General features: G+C 51.3%; 18 protein-coding genes, 1 tRNA gene and 1 other RNA gene. 6 read left to right on the top strand and 14 right to left on the bottom strand.

The window, feature by feature from the left end; all coding sequences use genetic code 11:
• The 6 genes from HZB31_12400 to HZB31_12375 form a co-directional block, all read right to left on the bottom strand.
• The coding region (locus tag HZB31_12400; GenBank protein ID MBI5848721.1) for a UDP-N-acetylmuramoyl-tripeptide--D-alanyl-D-alanine ligase at positions 1-290 on the bottom strand (290 nt) is incomplete at its 3' end.
• Positions 291-343: 53 nt separating this feature from the next.
• Positions 344-1,819 (bottom strand): UDP-N-acetylmuramoyl-L-alanyl-D-glutamate--2,6-diaminopimelate ligase, encoded by a 1,476-nt coding sequence (locus HZB31_12395; protein ID MBI5848720.1) that lies wholly within the window; start codon positions 1,817-1,819, stop codon positions 344-346.
• Positions 1,820-1,850: 31 nt separating this feature from the next.
• The gene (locus HZB31_12390; protein ID MBI5848719.1) at positions 1,851-3,581 is read right to left on the bottom strand and encodes a penicillin-binding protein 2; all 1,731 of its coding nucleotides are present in this window, start codon (positions 3,579-3,581) and stop codon (positions 1,851-1,853) included.
• The gene (locus HZB31_12385) at positions 3,578-3,946 is read right to left on the bottom strand and encodes a hypothetical protein (GenBank protein MBI5848718.1); all 369 of its coding nucleotides are present in this window, start codon (positions 3,944-3,946) and stop codon (positions 3,578-3,580) included. The genes HZB31_12390 and HZB31_12385 overlap by 4 nt, the downstream gene beginning before the upstream one ends.
• Positions 3,943-4,818 (bottom strand): 16S rRNA (cytosine(1402)-N(4))-methyltransferase RsmH, encoded by an 876-nt coding sequence (gene rsmH / locus HZB31_12380; GenBank protein MBI5848717.1) that lies wholly within the window; start codon positions 4,816-4,818, stop codon positions 3,943-3,945. Before rsmH ends, HZB31_12385 begins: the two co-directional genes overlap by 4 nt.
• On the bottom strand, positions 4,709-5,125 hold the full coding sequence (locus HZB31_12375; protein MBI5848716.1) for a hypothetical protein: 417 nt from the start codon (positions 5,123-5,125) through the stop codon (positions 4,709-4,711). Before HZB31_12375 ends, rsmH begins: the two co-directional genes overlap by 110 nt.
• A gap of 336 nt (positions 5,126-5,461) precedes the next feature.
• Between HZB31_12375 and HZB31_12370 the strand changes: the two genes are divergently transcribed.
• Positions 5,462-7,801, top strand: coding sequence for an EAL domain-containing protein (locus HZB31_12370; protein MBI5848715.1), 2,340 nt, complete (start codon positions 5,462-5,464; stop codon positions 7,799-7,801).
• 4 nt (positions 7,802-7,805) lie between these two features.
• Here the strand turns inward: HZB31_12370 and HZB31_12365 are convergent, their stop codons facing one another.
• Together HZB31_12365 and HZB31_12360 are read right to left on the bottom strand one after the other, a co-directional pair.
• Complete coding sequence (locus tag HZB31_12365) at positions 7,806-8,510, bottom strand: OmpA family protein (GenBank protein MBI5848714.1); 705 nt, start codon at positions 8,508-8,510, stop codon at positions 7,806-7,808.
• 55 nt (positions 8,511-8,565) lie between these two features.
• Complete coding sequence (locus HZB31_12360; GenBank protein MBI5848713.1) at positions 8,566-9,360, bottom strand: MotA/TolQ/ExbB proton channel family protein; 795 nt, start codon at positions 9,358-9,360, stop codon at positions 8,566-8,568.
• A gap of 306 nt (positions 9,361-9,666) precedes the next feature.
• On the opposite strand from HZB31_12360, the gene HZB31_12355 reads away from it, so the two are divergent.
• Genes HZB31_12355 through HZB31_12345 form a run of 3 tightly spaced genes read left to right on the top strand, consistent with a single transcriptional unit; the run spans position 9,667 to position 12,436 of the window.
• Positions 9,667-10,302, top strand: coding sequence for a tetratricopeptide repeat protein (locus tag HZB31_12355; protein MBI5848712.1), 636 nt, complete (start codon positions 9,667-9,669; stop codon positions 10,300-10,302).
• The gene (locus HZB31_12350) at positions 10,299-11,369 is read left to right on the top strand and encodes an LptF/LptG family permease (protein MBI5848711.1); all 1,071 of its coding nucleotides are present in this window, start codon (positions 10,299-10,301) and stop codon (positions 11,367-11,369) included. The genes HZB31_12355 and HZB31_12350 overlap by 4 nt, the downstream gene beginning before the upstream one ends.
• Entirely contained in the window at positions 11,366-12,436 is a 1,071-nt protein-coding gene (locus HZB31_12345; protein ID MBI5848710.1) for an LptF/LptG family permease, read from the top strand. Before HZB31_12350 ends, HZB31_12345 begins: the two co-directional genes overlap by 4 nt.
• Positions 12,437-12,450: 14 nt before the next feature.
• On the opposite strand, the gene HZB31_12340 is transcribed toward HZB31_12345, so the two are convergent.
• Positions 12,451-13,305, bottom strand: a complete 855-nt coding sequence (locus HZB31_12340) for an aminotransferase class IV (protein MBI5848709.1) — start codon at positions 13,303-13,305, stop codon at positions 12,451-12,453.
• Positions 13,306-13,400: 95 nt separating this feature from the next.
• Here HZB31_12340 and HZB31_12335 point away from each other — a divergent pair, with 95 nt between their 5' ends.
• Together HZB31_12335 and HZB31_12330 are read left to right on the top strand one after the other, a co-directional pair.
• On the top strand, positions 13,401-14,324 hold the full coding sequence (locus HZB31_12335) for a hypothetical protein (GenBank protein ID MBI5848708.1): 924 nt from the start codon (positions 13,401-13,403) through the stop codon (positions 14,322-14,324).
• Positions 14,325-14,495: 171 nt separating this feature from the next.
• Positions 14,496-14,987, top strand: a complete 492-nt coding sequence (locus tag HZB31_12330; GenBank protein ID MBI5848707.1) for a DUF1957 domain-containing protein — start codon at positions 14,496-14,498, stop codon at positions 14,985-14,987.
• Between the two features lie 65 nt (positions 14,988-15,052).
• Here the strand turns inward: HZB31_12330 and HZB31_12325 are convergent, their stop codons facing one another.
• The 5 genes from HZB31_12325 to HZB31_12305 form a co-directional block, all read right to left on the bottom strand.
• Complete coding sequence (locus HZB31_12325; protein ID MBI5848706.1) at positions 15,053-15,961, bottom strand: LysR family transcriptional regulator; 909 nt, start codon at positions 15,959-15,961, stop codon at positions 15,053-15,055.
• 29 nt (positions 15,962-15,990) lie between these two features.
• An RNA gene (gene rnpB, locus HZB31_12320) (RNase P RNA component class A) lies at positions 15,991-16,449 on the bottom strand.
• A gap of 119 nt (positions 16,450-16,568) precedes the next feature.
• Entirely contained in the window at positions 16,569-17,276 is a 708-nt protein-coding gene (locus HZB31_12315) for a hypothetical protein (GenBank protein ID MBI5848705.1), read from the bottom strand.
• A gap of 16 nt (positions 17,277-17,292) precedes the next feature.
• Positions 17,293-17,369: transfer RNA gene (locus HZB31_12310), tRNA-Ile, on the bottom strand.
• A gap of 144 nt (positions 17,370-17,513) precedes the next feature.
• Positions 17,514-17,832 (bottom strand): RNA polymerase sigma factor RpoD (locus tag HZB31_12305; protein ID MBI5848704.1); only part of this gene is annotated, 319 nt, incomplete at its 5' end.

Here is a 17,832-nt window from a genome sequence, read left to right as displayed (position 1 = left end):
CGGAAGCGTGCAAGGTCATGAAGCGCCTTGAGAGTATTGTTCACATGAATGATTGTCTTCTGTCTGCCGGGCTCTGCCGGCGGGACACTCACCAGGGCACCGCCGCCGCTCTGCAGTGCGTCACGGACAAAATCATGGCCGTCGAAACGTTCACCACGCAGGGCAATAAAAAGCTCTCCGGTTTTTATGTTCCGCGAATCAATGGAAAGACCGCTAAATGCCTCCTGCCTGCCGCAAAGCACTTTCCCCCCTGTTGCCTGCACTATTTCGTCGATAGTCACGATTGTCATGAATTGTTTGTGGTCCGCACCCCCGTACCACGAATACCGCCTCGTCGTATTCTTTATCTGTTATTGATCAGGTGCCTGATAGACTCTTCGATTACCTCCCTGTCATTGAATGGAAATCTCGTTCCCCCGATCTCCTGGCATGTTTCGTGGCCTTTGCCGGCTACCAGCAGAACATCGTTCTCTTCCGCCATCAGAACCGCCCGTTTTATCGCCTCTTTCCGGTCAGCCTCGACCAGATAATTCCTGCGTGCAGCACCTGTCTCAACGTCCCTGATGATATCCTCCGGCTTTTCAGACCGCGGATTGTCAGAGGTGATGATCACAAAATCGCTCAGACGTGTAGCTATGGCTCCCATCCGCGGCCTCTTGCCCCTGTCGCGGTCGCCTCCGCAGCCGAATACCGTGATGATCTTTCCTTTGGTCAGGCTTCGCGCTGTATAGATAAGCCGCTCAAGCGCGTCCTCGGTGTGCGCGTAATCGACTATGGCCAGGAACTTCTGACCCGCATCGACCTTCTCGAATCGTCCACGGATCGCAGGCGATTTTCTTATCCCTTCGAGGATCACCTCCCAGGGCACACCGACTGCTGCTGCTGCCCCGGCTGCTGAAAGGATGTTATACACATTCGGCAGACCCACCAGGGGGGAGGCAATGTCATAGGCCCTGCCCCGAAAGGTCAATCTGAACCTCAGTCCGTCAAAAGAATTATTCATCTCTGATGCCATCAGGTCTGCGCCGGCCTCAAGACCATAGGTATAGGTGCCGGTCTGAATACTCCCGGCAAGTCTTCTTCCCCAGGAGTCATCATGGTTAATAACAGACATTGCATTTTTTTCGAGCAGGTCAGTAAAGAACCGTATCTTCGAGAGAAAATATTCTTCCATGGTGCCGTGGAAATCAAGATGGTCCCGGGTAAGATTCGTAAATATCCCTGCCTTGAAGATGGTATGGTCTACCCTCTTCTGTGTCAGTGCATGAGAGGAGATTTCCGTTACCACATGGCTGCAGCCCACAGCGCGCATATCAGAAAGCAGTGCCTGAAATTCGAGCGACTCAGGCGTCGTATGGGTTGCCTGATATATGGCATCACCGATCATGTATTGGATCGTGCCGATGAGCCCTACCTTCTTCCCCCATGCCTCGAGGATCGACTTCAAAATATAGGTTGTAGTCGTCTTTCCGTTCGTTCCGGTGATGCCGATGACGGTCAGTCCACAGGAGGGCATGTCGTAATAGGCGTTTGCGGCAAAGGCAAGAGACCTTCTGCTGTCTTTCACCCTTATGAGCGATGCCAGACCCGAAAGCCTCGTGCTGTCCGCAATCTCCTTGTCATGGACGATCGCTATTGCACCCTTCTGTACCGCACTTTCGATAAAATTATGACCATCAGCCTTCTCTCCCTGCATCGCAACAAACAGATGGCCTGGCTCAACTTTCCGGGAATCATAGGAAATGCCGGTCACCAGCCGTTCACTGCTGCCCGTGATGCTGACAATCTCCTCTTGCTCTATCAGTTCTGTTATCTTCATTTCTTCCGATCCCCGGCTATCTGCTTCATGCTCATCGTGACACCAGCAGAACGTTCTTGCCTGAGCTGTCATCGCGAGGCACGTTCATATAGGAAAGCGCCTGGTCAGCAACCGTCTTGAAGACCGGTGCGGCGACAACACCGCCGTATATCGCACCTTTCGGCTCGTGCACCACAACGATCATGGCGATCTTCGGGTTGTCGGCAGGCACAAACCCCACAAATGAGCTGATAAAGCGGTCTTTTGAATAACGCTTTGTCCTCTGGTCCACAAGCTGGGCAGTACCTGTCTTGCCTGCCACCTTGTTGCCGTCAATTGCCGCGCCCGTTGCGGTACCGCCCTCCTCAACAACAGTCTTCAGGATATCCCGCATTCTCGCAGCGGTCTTCTCGGATATGATCCTCTTCTTCTGATCCGGACTGAAGGAGAATACCGGCTGGCCTTCGGGCGTCCGGATCTCAGACACCAGATGAGGCTGCACGAGATACCCGCCGTTGGCTATAGCGGAATACGCCCTCAGCACCTGAAGCGGCGTTACGGCAACCTCCTGCCCGATCGGGATAGCGCCAAGCGATGTGGCTGACCATTTCTCAGGCTTGCGTATCCAGCCTGACACCTCTCCGGGCAGGTCAATGTTCGTTCTGTCGCCAAAACCGAAGCGTTTCGTATAATCATAAAGCCTCTCCCTGCCGAGTTTCATTGCGATCATTATGGTCCCCACATTCGAAGATTTCTGTATAACCTCTTCAAAGGTGAGCAGACCGTGCTTGTGCGCGTCCTTAATATTCTTGCCGCCGACCTCGATGCTTCCCCTGCTGCAGTCAAAGGTCTGACCTGCAGGGAAAAGCTTTTCCTCGATCGCCGCGCTTCCGGCCACAACTTTAAACGTGGAACCAGGTTCATAGATATCAGTAATGGCCCTGTTGCGCACGTCATTCTTGCCGGCCTTCATGATCTCGTTCAGATCAAAGGCGGGTCTGGCCGCCAGGGCAAGAATTTCGCCCGTGAAAGGGTCCATCATGATCGCGGTCGCCGCAACGGACCGCCATTTCAGCATCGCCTTGTCGAGCTCCTTTTCCGCAATATACTGGAGCCCCTCGTCGATCGTCAGGATGATGTCATTGCCCTTGCTCTCCATGACCATACCGGTGGATAGGACCCTGCCGCTCGCATCTCTGGCAACCTGAACCTTGCCGCTGGATGTCCTCAGGTATTTGTCGTATTTGAGTTCAATGCCCTCAAGAGGCTGGTTCTCTTTTCCCACAGCCCCGACAATATGCGAAGCAAGAATGCCCCGCGGATAGAACCTCTTGGCTTCAGCCATAAAGCCGAATCCCTTCATCTTGAGCTTTCTGACCCGCTCAGCAGTCTCAAGACTCAGTTTCCGGTCTACCCAGACAAACCTCTTTTCCTGGGCAAGCTTTGCCTGTATTGCCTTCGGCTCAACGCTCAGGACTGAGGAAAGCTGTTTGACATTCTCAGGATTGGTGCCTGCCTCTGACGGGTCGCAATAGAGCGACTCCATCTCGAGGTTTATGGCTATCTCGCGGCCCCTGCGGTCATAGATATTGCCGCGACGCGCCTGGATATCCTCTGTCTTGACCTGCTGGGACTTTGCCTTTTCCGTGTAAAACTTGTTCTTCAGTATCATAATATCGGCAAGCCTGAAAAATACGACGACAAAGCTGAAGATGATGACCGTATTGAGGATCACGGTCCTTTTTCTACCGGCTTCGCCGTTATTCAGCCAGGGCTGCTTCAATTCTTCTTCTCCTCCTGATACGACGCCTTGTATGCCTCAGGCCCCTTAGTCCGTGTCACATGGATAACTTTCACCCGATCAGGGAAAACATAATTGCCGCTTACCAATTTCTTCTCACCCTGGGTCTGGACCTGATTCGGAAGGTCAATGCTCGAGATCGCCATAAGCTTTGACCGCTCGGCCATGAGCGTCTTCAGTTCCTTGAGCGCTGTGGTACGTTTATCTTCAAGGTCACGTATGCTGTAGGCCGCGGTCGTAACACTCGAACGCAGCCACACGAGGCCGAAAAGAGCAATCAGCACAACAGCAAAACATAATGGCCTGTACGCCCATGAAAACATTCCGCCTTTTTTCGACCTTCTCATAGCTTTTCGGCTCCTCTGAGCTTTGCGCTCCGCGATGACGGGTTCTGCCTCATCTCCTCTTTCGAGGGAACAAGAGGCTTCTTGGTAAGCTGCTTCACCGTTGCTGATTTTGCGTTTTCACGTATGAAGTTCTTCACAATCCTGTCCTCCAGGGAGTGATACGAAATAACACAGAGCCTTCCACCCCTCTTCAGCATTCTGATGGAGGCTTCAAGCCCGAGTCTCAGCTCATCAAGCTCCCTGTTTAACGCTATCCTCAGCGCCTGGAACGTCCGCGTTGCAGGATGGGTGCGGCCGCTTCTGCCCAGAGCGCGGAACACGACATCAGCCAGTTCCGCACAGGTATCGATCGTTTTGCTTTTCCGTGCGCTCACGATTGCTCTTACCACCCTGGCGGCCCTGTATTCCTCGCCGTATTCCCTGAGAATGCGGACCAGTTCCTGCTCGTCATAGGTATTTACCATGTCCCAGGCGCTCAGAAGTTGTGCGTTGTCCATTCGCATGTCAAGCCTTTCGTTTGAGAGAAAACTGAATCCCCGCACCGGGTCCTTGAGCTGCATCATCGAAACACCCAGATCGAGGAGGATACCGTCAGCCTCGAGTATCCCTTCCGCGTTAAGCACCTCTTCCATATGAGAGAAGGTGCCCTTCTTCAGCAAAACCCTGCTGTCGGTCAGACGCTGAGCAGCCCTCTTCAGTGCCTGCTCATCCCTGTCCAGCCCGACAACTCTTACATCCTGACCGACCAGTGAAAGAATCATTTCAGAATGTCCCCCGAGTCCTACTGTTGCATCTACATATATCCCGCCCCGGTGAGGAGCGAGTGTTTCGATCACCTCCCCTGACATGACCGGGAGATGCATGATCGTCATCTAAATACCGTATGACGTAAGTTTTGCCAACTTCCTGGGCAGAGGCTATGACCTTTCTCTTGAAATACTGCACTGACTCGTCCATGCTCGGCAGCTGTCTGACCTTTTCTTCAAGCTTCAGCCATTCTTCCTGCGGATAGATGAGGAGGCACTTGTCAATAAGTGCATTGACAACATAGAGTTTGGGATTATAATTAGTGGAAATGATTTCACGGAAAGGAGAAGGAACCATGATCCGACCCTTGGGGTCCACACTGTAATAGTATTTTCCAGAGAAACCTGGCATTACTCCTCCACTTTCTACCACTATTTACCACTAAATTTATAGGAGGTTGAAATCTTTGTCAAGGAGAAATTAAACTTTTTTTATCATTTCTATATTTTGTATTGGCAATACATAGATGCGCTATATCTTGTGTGCAAGAAAGTGGAAGACCCAAAGCTGCGTCAGCGAATTTTCATTTGCTTCTAACTATCATATTTCAGCGTTTCCCCTGCAGCCACATTTTAAGGATGATTGAAGAATATATTGTTGAAAGCTGCGATTCCGGCCATGTCTTATTAACTGACAATAAGAAGTAAGTGTGATAACCTAAAATCAGAGCTTCAGGAATCTGTAAAATCTTATCTATCAGGCACGAAGATGAAGGACAGACCAAAACAGAACTGGAAAACTCCGGCGTCTCAGACTGGGAAGCGTAAAACACTCATCCGACGGCCCAATACACTCGAAATACAGCACAGCCTCTTCTCTGAAACCAAGGATGAACTGAGACTCCTGAAGACATCCATCGAGACGATCTCTACCGGTATCACCATCGCCGACATTGACGGCAAAATTCTCTATACAAATCCGGCAGAAGCCATGATACACGGGTACACAGTTGAAGAGCTTGTCGGTATGAATGTAGGCGTCTTCAGCCCTGACAAGCGCAGGAAAAGGCGGAACCCTAACGATGTATCAGCATGGAAGGAATGGACGCGTGAGGTCATCGAGATTCGCAAAGACAGGACCACCTTCCCCGTGCAGCTGAAATCCATCCCGGTAAGAGACCCTGATGGAAACCCTACCTGCATCATAACGATATCCGAGGACATCACGCTACGCAAGCAGTCAGAGGAAGCGCTTCGTAATGCCCACAATGAGCTTGAGCAGAAGGTATTGGAACGCACCCGGCAGCTGAGCGAATCCAACAGGATGCTCGAACAGGAGCTTCTTGAGCGGCAGGCTGTTGAAAACAGGCTTCGTCTTTTAGGCAAGTTTTTTGAAAATACGAACGAGGCAGTGCTCATAACCGACCATCAGGCAAAAATCATCGAAGTCAACGACGCCTTCACCAGGATCACCGGTTTTGAAAAAGAAGAGGTCATTGGCAGGCGGCCGACGGTCCTGCGGTCCTATCGCAATTCACGACGTGCCCATATGCATATATGGAAATCGATCCTCCGCAGAGGCAGCTGGCAGGGAGAAGTATGGGACAAAAGAAAAAATGGCGAGATATACCCTGTCTGGCTTTCGATCGGCCCGGTCAGGGACGATACAAATGCGGTGAGCCATTATGTTGCCATTGCCGCAGACATCTCTGCCATAAAAAAAACCGAGGAGCGTTTAGAACACCTGGCCCATCACGACAGCCTCACCAACCTCCCCAACCGCATACTCTTTAGCGACCGTCTTACGCAGGCAGTAGCGCTGGCGCGGCGCAACAAGAAGATGCTTGCCGTGATGCTCCTTGATCTCGACCGGTTCAAGGAGGTCAACGACACGCTTGGCCACAGGTTAGGCGACCAGCTGCTGGTCGATGTCTCGCGACGACTGCGATACAGCATCAGGGAAGCTGACACCATATCCCGCCTCGGCGGCGATGAGTTCGCCGTAATCCTGTCCGATATTACCGATATTGAAAAAGCTGCACAGGTGGCACAGCACTTTATGCAGGCTGTTTCTGAGCCCTTTGAAATAGAGGGCCACAAGATCTACATCACAACAAGCATAGGCATTACGATCTATCCGGCTGATTCTGACGAGATGGAGCCCCTGCTGAAGAATGCCGACACTGCCATGTATTATGCAAAAAGCATGGGCAAGAATAACTTCCAGTTCTTTACCAGCGAGATGAACCGCAGGATCATCGAGAAGCTCTTCATCGAATCCAAGCTGCGCCACGCACTGGAACTCGGTGAATTCCAGCTCTATTTCCAGCCCCAGATCGAAACAGAAACAGAAACTACGGTAGGCATGGAAGCCCTGCTGCGCTGGGTCAATCCGGAACTCGGCGACATGCCTCCTTCAAGGTTCATCCCTATTGCCGAGGACACCGGGCTGATCATTCCGATCGGAGAATGGGTAATACGGGAAGCCTGCAGGCAGGCGAAGGCTTGGCAGGACGACGGAGTCCCGACGCTGAACCTGTCAATAAACCTATCGGCCCGCCAGTTCCACAAGCAGACCATTGTCGAGACCATCTCCAGCATCATCAGTGAGACAGGATTTGACCCCCGGCATCTGGAACTTGAGATAACAGAGAGCGTCATCATGCAGGATGTCGACGACAACATCCGGACGCTAAGAAGACTCAAGGACCTCGGCCTCAGGCTCTCGATCGACGATTTTGGTACAGGCTATTCCTCGCTCAATTACCTGAAGCGCTTCCCGATCGATGTGCTGAAGATAGACCAATCCTTTGTCAGGGATATTTCCAGCGGGCCAGATAACAGCTCTGTTGTCTCTGCAATCATCGCACTTGCGCATAGTCTGAACCTGAAAGTCATTGCAGAAGGGGTCGAGACTGCCGAGCAGCTTGCATTTTTAAAGGAGCGGGGATGCAATGAAGTCCAGGGATTTTATTTCAGCAAACCAATCCCCGGTCACCAGGTCAAAGACCTGTTCAGGAAAGGACAGAAGATATGCAGACCGCCGCTGAAGGGCCTGATGAGATCAGCCTCTTGTCCGAAAAGCGGGAGAAAGCCGCTGCCGCGTTAATCTCCTATGCTTCCTTTTCTTTGAGTCTGATCTCAACCCTTCTGTTTTGCGCCCTGTTTTCGGGGGTGTCATTGGGAACGATGGCATGCTGGTCTGCATTTCCCTTAATCGACAACCTGGAGGGGTCAATCCCGTGCCTGTTGATAAAATATTTCAAAACACTTGTTGACCTTCCGACAGAGAGTTCCCAGTTTGAAGGATACAGCGGCGTTTTGATCGGCACATTGTCGGTATGTCCTTCTATTTCGACCAGGAACGCAGGATATTGCTCTATAATGGATGCGATATTATCGAGGATGGTTTCCGAGCGTTTCAGTATCACCGCCTCGCCGGGACTGAAACTTACTTTTTCCTTCATGGTGATTATGATCTCTTTATCGACCGCCTGCACCGAAACATCATTGCTCAGGGAAAGATTGTTGATTTTGGTGGTCACTTCATCTTTTATCCTTTCCCTTACCGCGTCGGTTGGCTGAGGCAGCATAGCAGCCGTATTGTTGAGGCTTTGGGCTTTCCCCGGATCAACTGGTCCCGGCCGTTTTGTGTTTTTTGTCATAACAAAAAACATCATAAAAAAGACCAGCAGAAGAGACAGCAAATCACTGAGGGTAATGAGCCAGTTGCTGTCGCTGTCTACCGATGACTTTGATTTTTCGATAAGCCTCCGGTATGAGGCATTTGCCGGCATCGTATCAGGCAGATTGTCCATCGGTTGACCTCTCTTTCCATTTCATTGAATGTTGCAGTCTCATGAATTCCGGAAATCAGCCGATACCCTTGGTAGCGGCAAGGGGATTTCCGGCGCCGGCATAAGAAAGTTCCTCGATACTCTGGTGTCCTTTTATTTTTTCCTCGATCTTATACGGGTGCTCTCCGTTATTGATCGCTTCTATGCCTTCCATGATAATGTTCATAAGAGTCTCCGATACAATCGCCTTATCCTTGATCTTTGCACAGAGCGGCAGCATAAAGAGATTGGAAATAACAACGCCGTAAAAGGTCGACATGAGCGCAACGGCCATGAGCGGGGCCATCATATCGACGGACTGAAAATTTTTAAACATCTTTATAAGACTGATTACCGTGCCGGCGAGCCCGAAGGAGGGCGTCAGCCTCGCAATCGTTTTCAGCATGTTCTGGCTGAAGTTGTAATGCATGACGCGGATGGTCATTTCCCGCTCCATAATCGCCCTTATCTCCCGGCTGCTGCGGTGGTTGATCAGCAGATTGACGCCAAGCCTCAGGAAATCGTCAGGCATGGTTTTCATTCTGTTTTCGAGCCCGCGTATATCGGCCTTCCGGTATATCTTTGCCGCCTCAAGGATGTCCCTCACTACGGCATCCCTGTCCCGGTCAGTCCTGAACGCACTGATTACGTCATAGACGGTATCCCGTATCCTTTTAAAAGGGAAGCCGATAAAGACGGCGATAATGGACCCTCCGATTACGATGAAAAGTGCATCAGGGTTAAAAATCATATGCAGACCCACATCTCTGAAAACGGTCAAGACAAACGATGCCAGGGTGGCAGCGAACACGATACCCAATACAATATTCATATACGTCCTCCCGGATACAGAATTGCAATTATTTACATGCTGCATACTATCATTGCAATTGACGTACCAGCACATGAAAATATCACCACCCGACTGGTTTTATCAGGATATGAGCGTTAAACGGGAAGTCGGATTTTATGATACAGGTCCATGGCTGCCGAATCAGCAGGAAGTTTTTTCCTCAAGGGCAATTTTTTCCCGTTATTCCTCTCCTCTGTTTGAATCAGGGGTCAACGGTTGGTCCTCACGCATTTCGGAAGCGATTTGGTATAATAGGCCCTTTGGGAGGATCTGATATGACGTTTCATGCTGTTTTTGAAAACAAGGAAGCAAGCGTCGCCTGGTCAGCTTCAGAAGACCGGCGGCAAACCGGAGCTCATGTCAAAAACCTGGAAATATGATTTTGATATTGCCCGGTACACCCGGGAAATCGAACAGAACCCAAATAATTTCAGGGCCTTTAAAGAGCGGGGCAATGTCTACTTCAGAAAAAGAGCGTTCGATCACGCCATTGCCGACTATAACAGGGCCATTGAGCTGAACCCGGATTTCTTCCTCGCCTACAACAACAGGGGCAATGTTCATATGCAGACCGAGCAGTATGATCTTGCCATTGCCGACTACAACAAGGCAATCGCACTCAAACCTGATAACGGTATGCCCTACAACAACCGGGGCTTTGCATTCCTGCTGATGGGGGAGATCGATGCTGCCGAAGCAGACATACGCACCTCGCTCAGACTGAACCCTGACAACATCTACGCCCTCAACAGCATGGCGGAAGTCTTTGCCGCCCGCAACAATGCCGAGGAGGCATGCCAATGGCTTCGCGAGGCGATCGAAAAGGGATATAACAACTGGAACTATATCAGGACATCAAAGACCTATCACAATATTCATGCTGCCCCCTGCTTCAGAAAAATCATGGAAAGACACGAATGAAGCTCATCCATACATCGACTCTCCGGGACCTGTTTCTTGCCTTCAGCCTCTCCCTCGCTTTTCTGAACTCGATCCTGATGATGGAAAAGCTGATCCGCCTGAGCCGCATCCTTTCAGGCGTCGGGGCCTCAATCCTGGACATGGGAAGGATCATCCTCTACATCCAGCCCCAGGTTTTGATGCTCACGATCCCGATGTCACTCCTGCTTTCAGTCCTGCTGGTCTACGGGAGGATGAGTCTCGACAGCGAGATCGTGGTACTCAGGGCCTCAGGCATGGATTTTGGGGACATTTCGCGCCCTGTCGTGTATCTGGGAATACTCTGCTTCTTTGCGACTCTTGCGGTAAGCTTTTATATCGGGCCCCGAAGCAGTATAAAGCTCAGGGAAACCCTGTCCGAGATCATCGCCGCACGCGCAACCCTGGCGCTAGAAGAGGGGACCTTCAATTCGTCCTTCAAAGATATCGTCATCGTCGTGAAAGGCAAAAAATCAGCGGACATGATCGAAGATATTTTCATTTATGACAATCGGAAAAAAGACGAGCCCAAGGTGCTGATGGCTAAGCACGGCAAGTTTTTTGCCCAGGACAATGGGGATATCGGGCTCTACCTTACCGATGGGTATATCAACCTCATGCGCGGGACAATGACCACTGAGCTCTTTTTCGAAAAATACAATATGGTCCTGAGCCTCGAGGGAGAATCGCCTGCGCCGAAAAAAATGGAGTTCACCCCTGCTCAGCTTCTGGCGCAGTCAAAAATTGCAGACACGGACAAAAAAAGACTGGCTTTCTATCTTGAACTGCACCGCAGGTTCTCGCTGCCTGCCGTATGCCTGGTCCTCGCATTCCTCGGCCCTCCCCTTGCCCTTGCCTCAGGCAGATCCGGAAAACTGGGCGGCCTTGCCCTTGGACTTTTTGTCTTTACCCTCTATTACACCCTGCTCATCTACGGCGAAAACCTGGTCAATGCCGGCAAAATGCCTCACTACGCAGGCGCATGGCTTGCCACGATCCTGATGGGGGTCTTCTCCGCTGTCATGTTCCGGAAAGAAAGTCTGCGATGAAGATCATACAGCGGCTGTACCTTGCCGATTTCCTCAGACTGCTTCTTCTGATTTCACTCGGCCTCTCGCTCCTCTTCAGCCTTATTGACCTGATCGGCAAGATCGATGACTTCCTGCCGAACAAGCCGTCTGTCGGATCTCTCATCTTCTATGCAGTCTATGGCATACCCCGGTTCTTCCTGTATCTGCTTCCAATGTCCGTGCTTATCTGCAGCCTCTTCACGTTCAGTCAGGCAGCGCGCAGAAAAGAGATAACCGCAATACGGGCTGCAGGCGGAAGAATGCGCGATCTGTTCTACCCCTTTGTCATGACCGGTGCAGTGCTGAGCATCGCCGCCTTTGCCATCGGCGAGTTTGCGGTCCCTGACTTCGCGCAGCGTTCAGCCGTATTAAAGATAAAACTGGAGGGGAAAGAAAAAAAATCGGCTCTTTCTGACGGCACCACCTGGATCAAGGACCGTAAGGGCAATCCCGTAAAAATAGAGCTTTACATCCCGGAAGAAAAGATCGCTCAAAACGTGAGCATCTTTATCAATGGCAAGGACTTTTTGGAAAGCGTGATTACGGCAAAGCGTGCAATCTGGCAGACCGAACAGCAGCAGTGGCTCTTTGAGGAGGCATCACAGTACGACAGCAAAACGGGAAAGACGACAAAAATCAGCCGTATGAATTACCCTGACCTTGATTCTCCGGATATCTTTTCAAAGGAGATGAAAGCATCCGATGAGATGGGCATCGCAGAACTCTACCGCTACATTCAGAGGCTCAAAAATGCCGGCTTCAGCAATATGAAACTTATTGTCGACCTCAATTCAAAGGTCTCTTTTCCCCTGATCAATGCCGTCATGATGCTCCTTGGCATCTCTCTGGCAGGCCGGGCCCGAATGGGTGGAGGACTCTTTACCGCAGGCCTCGGACTTGGCGTGAGCCTTCTCTACTGGTTCGGTTATACTTTTACCCTGTCCATAGGGTACGCAGGCATTCTTCCGCCTTTCATCGCTTCATGGCTGGTGCCGGTTCTTTTCGGTTCTGCTTCCGTCTATCTGTTTGTAACAACGCCTGAGTGAGCCGCGCGTCACCCTCACTCAGCCCTTACTGCCTTTTCGACTCTCCCCCGATACAATTGACGCAGTCTCTTTGCCACCTTTCCCGGAGCATATGCCACGTCATTGACCTGGCAGACCGGCATGACCTCGCTGGTGGTATTGGTAAAAAAAACCTCTGATGCGCTGAAGAGGTCCTCCGGACGAAAACTCCCTTCCCTGACCTGCATGCCCGTCTCCTTCGCCAGGTCTATGACGAGCTCCCGCGTGATGCCGTCAAGCACACCCATCTCAACAGAAGGCGTGCAGAGGACATTGTCCCTGACAAAAAAGATATTGCAGACCGTGCCTTCCGATATCAACCCATCGGCGTTAAGCATGAGCGCTTCATAGGCCCCCTGCTCTTTTGCCTCGATCTTGGCAAGGATATTATTCAGAAAGTTCAGAGACTTTATTTTTGGATTAAGCGCTTCAATGAGGTTTCTGCGGGTCTTCGCGACGATGAATTTTACTCCCTCGTCGTAATACTTCTCCGGATATTCCCTGAAATCCTCGGCGATCACTACAAAGGTGGGCTTTGGACAGAGCGCAGGATCAAGCCCTATCGGGCCTTTACCGCGCGATACGGTGATTCTGACATAAACACTTCTGAGCGCGTTGGCCCGGATTGTCTCATACACTGCTTCTCGAATAACATCAGGGGAAGGGACAGTCAGTTGTATCAGGGATGCCGAGCGGTTAAGCCTCTCGATATGTCGATCCAGCATAAAGACAATGCCGTCATAGCCACGCATGGTCTCGTAAATGCCGTCTCCGTAAAGAAATCCGTGGTCAAAAACAGAGACCGTGGCCTCATGCTCAGGCACGACCCTGTCATTCAGAAATATATACATGGCAGCTCTCCATTCGTAAGGTATTCTATAATTGCATGTTGCATCCGCAATAGCAAGCTTGCCTGAACAGCGGGTATCTTGTATTATTCCTAACTGTGACCATAGTTAACCGGGCAAAGACAGAGGGATATCTCCTGCTGCTGCTGCATGCGCATCTCCCCTACATCCGGTATCCTGAACATGAGCAGCATCTTGAAGAGCTCTGGCTCCACGAAGCGATCATCGAATCCTATATCCCCCTGCTTGCGGTCTTTGACGACCTCCTCAATGATAGGACCGACTTCAGAATAACGCTCTCACTTACGCCGTCACTGCTTGAGATGCTGAGCGACACGCTGCTCATGACGCGTTTTCAGCAGTATCTGGACAGCCGCATTGAGCTTGCTGAACGGGAGCTGTCGCGGACACGGAGCGAGCCGGCCCTTGCACGTCTTGCTCAGATGTACTTTGACAGATTCCTCAGGACAAAAAGCCTCTTTGAAGATACCTATCGAAAAGACCTCATCGCCGCGTTCCGCTCAATCTATGAATCGGGAAAGGTTGAACTTATCACCAGCGCTGCCACCCATGCCTATCTGCCTCTGCATATGTCAGAGCCTGCCAGCGTTCGGGCTCAGCTGGCACTCGGCGTCAGCACATTCAAACGGCATTTTGCGGCAGTACCTTCCGGCATATGGTTGCCTGAATGCGGATATGCACCGGGACTGGATAACCTGCTTACGGAAGCAGGCCTCAACTATTTCTTTCTCGAAAGCCACGGACTGCTTAACGCCTCACCAAAGCCGAAGAAAAGCATCTACCGCCCTGTCAGGACCCCTGCAGGACCAATCGCCTTTGGACGCGATACGGAATCGGCAAAGCAGGTCTGGAGTTCCCGGGACGGATACCCGGGAGATGTTGATTACCGCGACTTTTATCGCGATATCGGCTTTGATCTGGACCATGAATACCTGAAGCCCTATCTCCCGGGAGGCACCAGGACCTTCACCGGCATGAAATATTTTCGTATCACCGGTTAAACAGAGAACAAAGAGCTCTATGACAGGGAGCAGGGATTAAGAAAGGCAGCCCTCCATGCCGAACACTTCATGCAGGAGCGCGAAAAGCAGGTCCTTTTTCTCAGGGAAAAACTCGGGCACTGGTGGCATGCAGGCCCTGAATAGCTGCGCTTTGTCCTGAGGAATCTCTCTTTGCAAAAGAGGCCCTTCCGATTCATAACACCGTCTGAATTCTGCGCTGAAAACAGGGTGCTGGAGACGGTCACGCCTTCGGCCTCAAGCTGGGGGAAAAACGGGTATAGCACTGTCTGGCTCGACCCGTCAAACAGTTGGGTGTACCGCCATCTGAAAAAAGCCTCGGAAAGGATGTCGGCGCTTTCACGGCAGCACCATAAAGCAGAGGGGTTGCTGCAGCGGGCGCTCAATCAGGCACTCAGAGAACTGTTGCTTGCCCAGGCGAGCGACTGGCCGTTTATGATGAAAATGGGCTCAGCAGCCCAGTTCGGAGAAGCCAAATTCAGGGAGCATATCAACAATTTTTTTGCACTCTGCCGGGACATCGACAGGGGAACGATACGGAACGCAGCAGTCGACTCCCTCGAAAAAAAGACCGGCATATTCAGAGATATTGACTTCAGGATCTATGCGACAAAGAGAGTGGCAACAGCAAAGGTTATGTATTAATCGGAAGCAGGCGAGCCTGCAACACTGCCAGTGCTTTATAAGCGACTGCAGAGTCCGCCCCGGAATTATGCGAGGAGTTTTGCAAACGGGTACGATTTCAGATACGTAAGGAACTCATCCGCCGCATGGGTCAAAACGGCGCTCTTGTTCGCGATCAGAGAGAACTCCCTCATCATCTTCTGCTCTTTGATCTTCAGGAAATTCAACGTACCATATTTGTTTTCCTTGCGGGCTGCCCATCGGGAAATAATCGAGACGCCGAGACCGTTTTCGACAGCCTCTTTGATCGCTTCGGTGCTGCCCAATACCATGGATATTTTCATGGCCTGCGGCGCCAGTCCGTGCATGGCGAGAAACTTCTCGATCATCTGGCGGGTGCCTGAACCGCCTTCCCTGAATATGACAGGCTCCTTGGTCAGTTCACTGATGGATATCTCCTTTTTCTTCGCCCAGGGATGATATGCAGGCACAATAAGCATGAGTTCGTCTGCAAGGATCTTCTCTACGACCATCTTCTGGCGCGTCACTTCCCCCTCAACAAAACCGAGGTCAATGTTTCCGGAATTGAGCATTTCAACAACACGCTTCGTGTTGCCCACAAGCAGATGGATCTTGATCTTCGGATGGGTCTTCTTGAAGTCGGTTATCACGCCGGGAAGGACATAATTGCCGATCGTTGAGCTGGCTCCGATACTGATGCTTCCCTTGACAAGACCGGTCAGTTCGCCGATCATCTTCTGCGCATTGGCATAGAGGCTCAGGATATCCTTGGCGTATTTATAGAGTACTTCACCGGCAGGCGTAAGGGTCACGGTGCTGCTTGAGCGGTCAAACAGCTTGGTTTCATAGACCTCTTCAAGCGCCTGGATCTGGAGGCTGACAGCCGGCTGAGTAAGGTGAATGATCTCAGATGTCTTCGAAAAACTTTTGGTCTCAGCCACTGTGCAGAAAACCTTGAGTTTGTGGTCGTCCATAGCGCTCCTTTGCCTTTTTCGAAAAATATCTGCCGAAGCAGTCCATAAGCCGAGTTCTGTGTTCCCGAAAAACCACCACTGGGCGAAGCCGCCAACAGTAGGAGCTTTAAGCGGGACTGCAGCCATTCATCTGAGCCCTGACATTGCGGTCAGGGTCATGCGGCCTAACCCGTTCTGTCTCCCTCTAAAGGGATTCGAGGGGGCACCTCTCAAAACAGAACCTATTTGGCCTTGCTCCAGGCGGGGTTTACCAAGCTGCCCGGTCACCCGGAACACTGGTGAGCTCTTACCTTCCGCCCTGCGGCGGACCCGCCGAGGCGGGCACCTTTTCACCCTTTCCCCTGTTACGGGGTGGTTTCCCTTTCTGTGGCACTTTCCTTCCCCCGGATTTCCGGAAGACTCCGCATTACGAAGCGCCTTGCCCTGTGGAGCTCGGACTTTCCTCTGCAAAGACATGCGCCTTTACAGCGGCTGCGTGTACTGCTTCGACAGCCTATAACAAATTTTAATTATTATATAATATTTTCTTTAAGATTTGGAAGTATTTTACTGACTGTCAGCAGAGGATGCGTTACATCAGCATCAGGTGCCTTAGGCAGCAGGCGGACTAATCATCTTCGCAATAAAGAATCCGATAGCACTGCGGACAATGTACCAGTTCTGAGCCCTTGCGTATCTCCAGCGTAAGCTGCGGCGGAATGTTCATATCGCAGCCAAGACATATATTGTCTTCAGCCCTCGCAACGGCAACACCCTTGCCGTCTCTCAGCAGTTTAAGATACATGTTATAGGTATCAGCATCGACCTGCGCAACCAAACCTACCCGCTCCTGCTTCAATTGACCGAGTTCCTGTTCCAGGCGCGCTACGTCAGCTTCGAGTTCCTTTTTAAAACCCAGGATATTCTCCTCTTCCCGCTTTACGTTTTCGCCGAATTCCTGATATTCCTTCTGCGTGGCATCAACCTCTGTCATGATCTGCAGGATCTGTTCCTCAACCGTGGCAATCTCCTTCTCGGATGATTCTATCTCTTTAAGGTGGGCCTGATATTCCTTATTGTTCTTGATTTCTGATGTTCTGCCCCTCATCTTCACGATCTTCTGCTGGGCTTCCTCGAGGGTCTTGTCTCTGTCCTTCTTCTTCTTTGCTACAGCCTCGGCCTTCAGCTTCATCTTCTCCCATTCGGCCTTGGCCTTCCTGAACGGTTCATCAACTTCGCTGATACGCAGGGGAACCTTGTCGATATACCTCCGCTTTTCAAGCATGCGGGTATCCATCTGCTGCAGTTGTACGAGTAGCGTTATGCGATCCTGCACCAATCCTCCTGAGGTATGGTGGGCCCACCAGGACTCGAACCTGGGACCAACCGGTTATGAGCCGGTAGCTCTAACCAACTGAGCTATGGGCCCCCAAAAAGCCGTAACGCAGATGCGTAAACGGTAATGAGTGACTGCCGTGTTTCATAGCTGCTGCTTAATGCAGCGAATTGATACTATAAATCCCCTGTTTTTTTTAGTCAAGGTGACAGAGCAAGAGAGCGCCGATTGCGCTCCCTATGACGTCTCGATAAAGGTCCTGAGCCACCTGCTCCTTGAAGGATGACGCAGTTTGCGTATTGCCTTCACCTCGATCTGCCTGATCCGCTCACGGGTCACCTCGTATTCCATGCCCACATCCTCAAGCGTATGCGGCACCTCGTCGCCGATGCCGAACCGTTTTTTGATGATCTCGCGCTCCTTGGGCGAAAGCAGTGCGAGCGCCATGTCGATGTTTTTTCGCATATCCTTCTGTATCGCTTCATCCAGCGGAGAGAGGGTACCCTTGTCCTCAATAAAATCCCTCAGATGGCTGCCATCTTCTTCGCCGACCGGG

This window comes from Nitrospirota bacterium (assembly GCA_016235245.1).
GTDB lineage: Bacteria > Nitrospirota > Thermodesulfovibrionia > Thermodesulfovibrionales > UBA6898 > UBA6898.
Note: the sequence above shows the minus strand (reverse complement) of the source record. Positions and strands in the feature narration are given on the sequence as shown.

Excerpts from the sequence above, each read along its gene's own strand:
- HZB31_12325 (MBI5848706.1), bottom strand. The coding sequence starts at position 15,961 with ATGGACGACCACAAACTCAAGGTTTTCTGCACAGTGGCTGAGACCAAA.
- HZB31_12360 (MBI5848713.1), bottom strand. The coding sequence starts at position 9,360 with ATGAATATTGTATTGGGTATCGTGTTCGCTGCCACCCTGGCATCGTTT.
- HZB31_12370 (MBI5848715.1), top strand. The coding sequence starts at position 5,462 with ATGAAGGACAGACCAAAACAGAACTGGAAAACTCCGGCGTCTCAGACT.
- HZB31_12350 (MBI5848711.1), top strand. The coding sequence starts at position 10,299 with ATGAAGCTCATCCATACATCGACTCTCCGGGACCTGTTTCTTGCCTTC.
- rsmH (MBI5848717.1), bottom strand. The coding sequence starts at position 4,818 with ATGACGATCATGCATCTCCCGGTCATGTCAGGGGAGGTGATCGAAACA.
- HZB31_12355 (MBI5848712.1), top strand. The coding sequence starts at position 9,667 with ATGCTGTTTTTGAAAACAAGGAAGCAAGCGTCGCCTGGTCAGCTTCAG.
- HZB31_12385 (MBI5848718.1), bottom strand. The coding sequence starts at position 3,946 with ATGAGAAGGTCGAAAAAAGGCGGAATGTTTTCATGGGCGTACAGGCCA.
- HZB31_12345 (MBI5848710.1), top strand. The coding sequence starts at position 11,366 with ATGAAGATCATACAGCGGCTGTACCTTGCCGATTTCCTCAGACTGCTT.
- HZB31_12365 (MBI5848714.1), bottom strand. The coding sequence starts at position 8,510 with ATGGACAATCTGCCTGATACGATGCCGGCAAATGCCTCATACCGGAGG.
- HZB31_12340 (MBI5848709.1), bottom strand. The coding sequence starts at position 13,305 with ATGTATATATTTCTGAATGACAGGGTCGTGCCTGAGCATGAGGCCACG.
- HZB31_12395 (MBI5848720.1), bottom strand. The coding sequence starts at position 1,819 with ATGAAGATAACAGAACTGATAGAGCAAGAGGAGATTGTCAGCATCACG.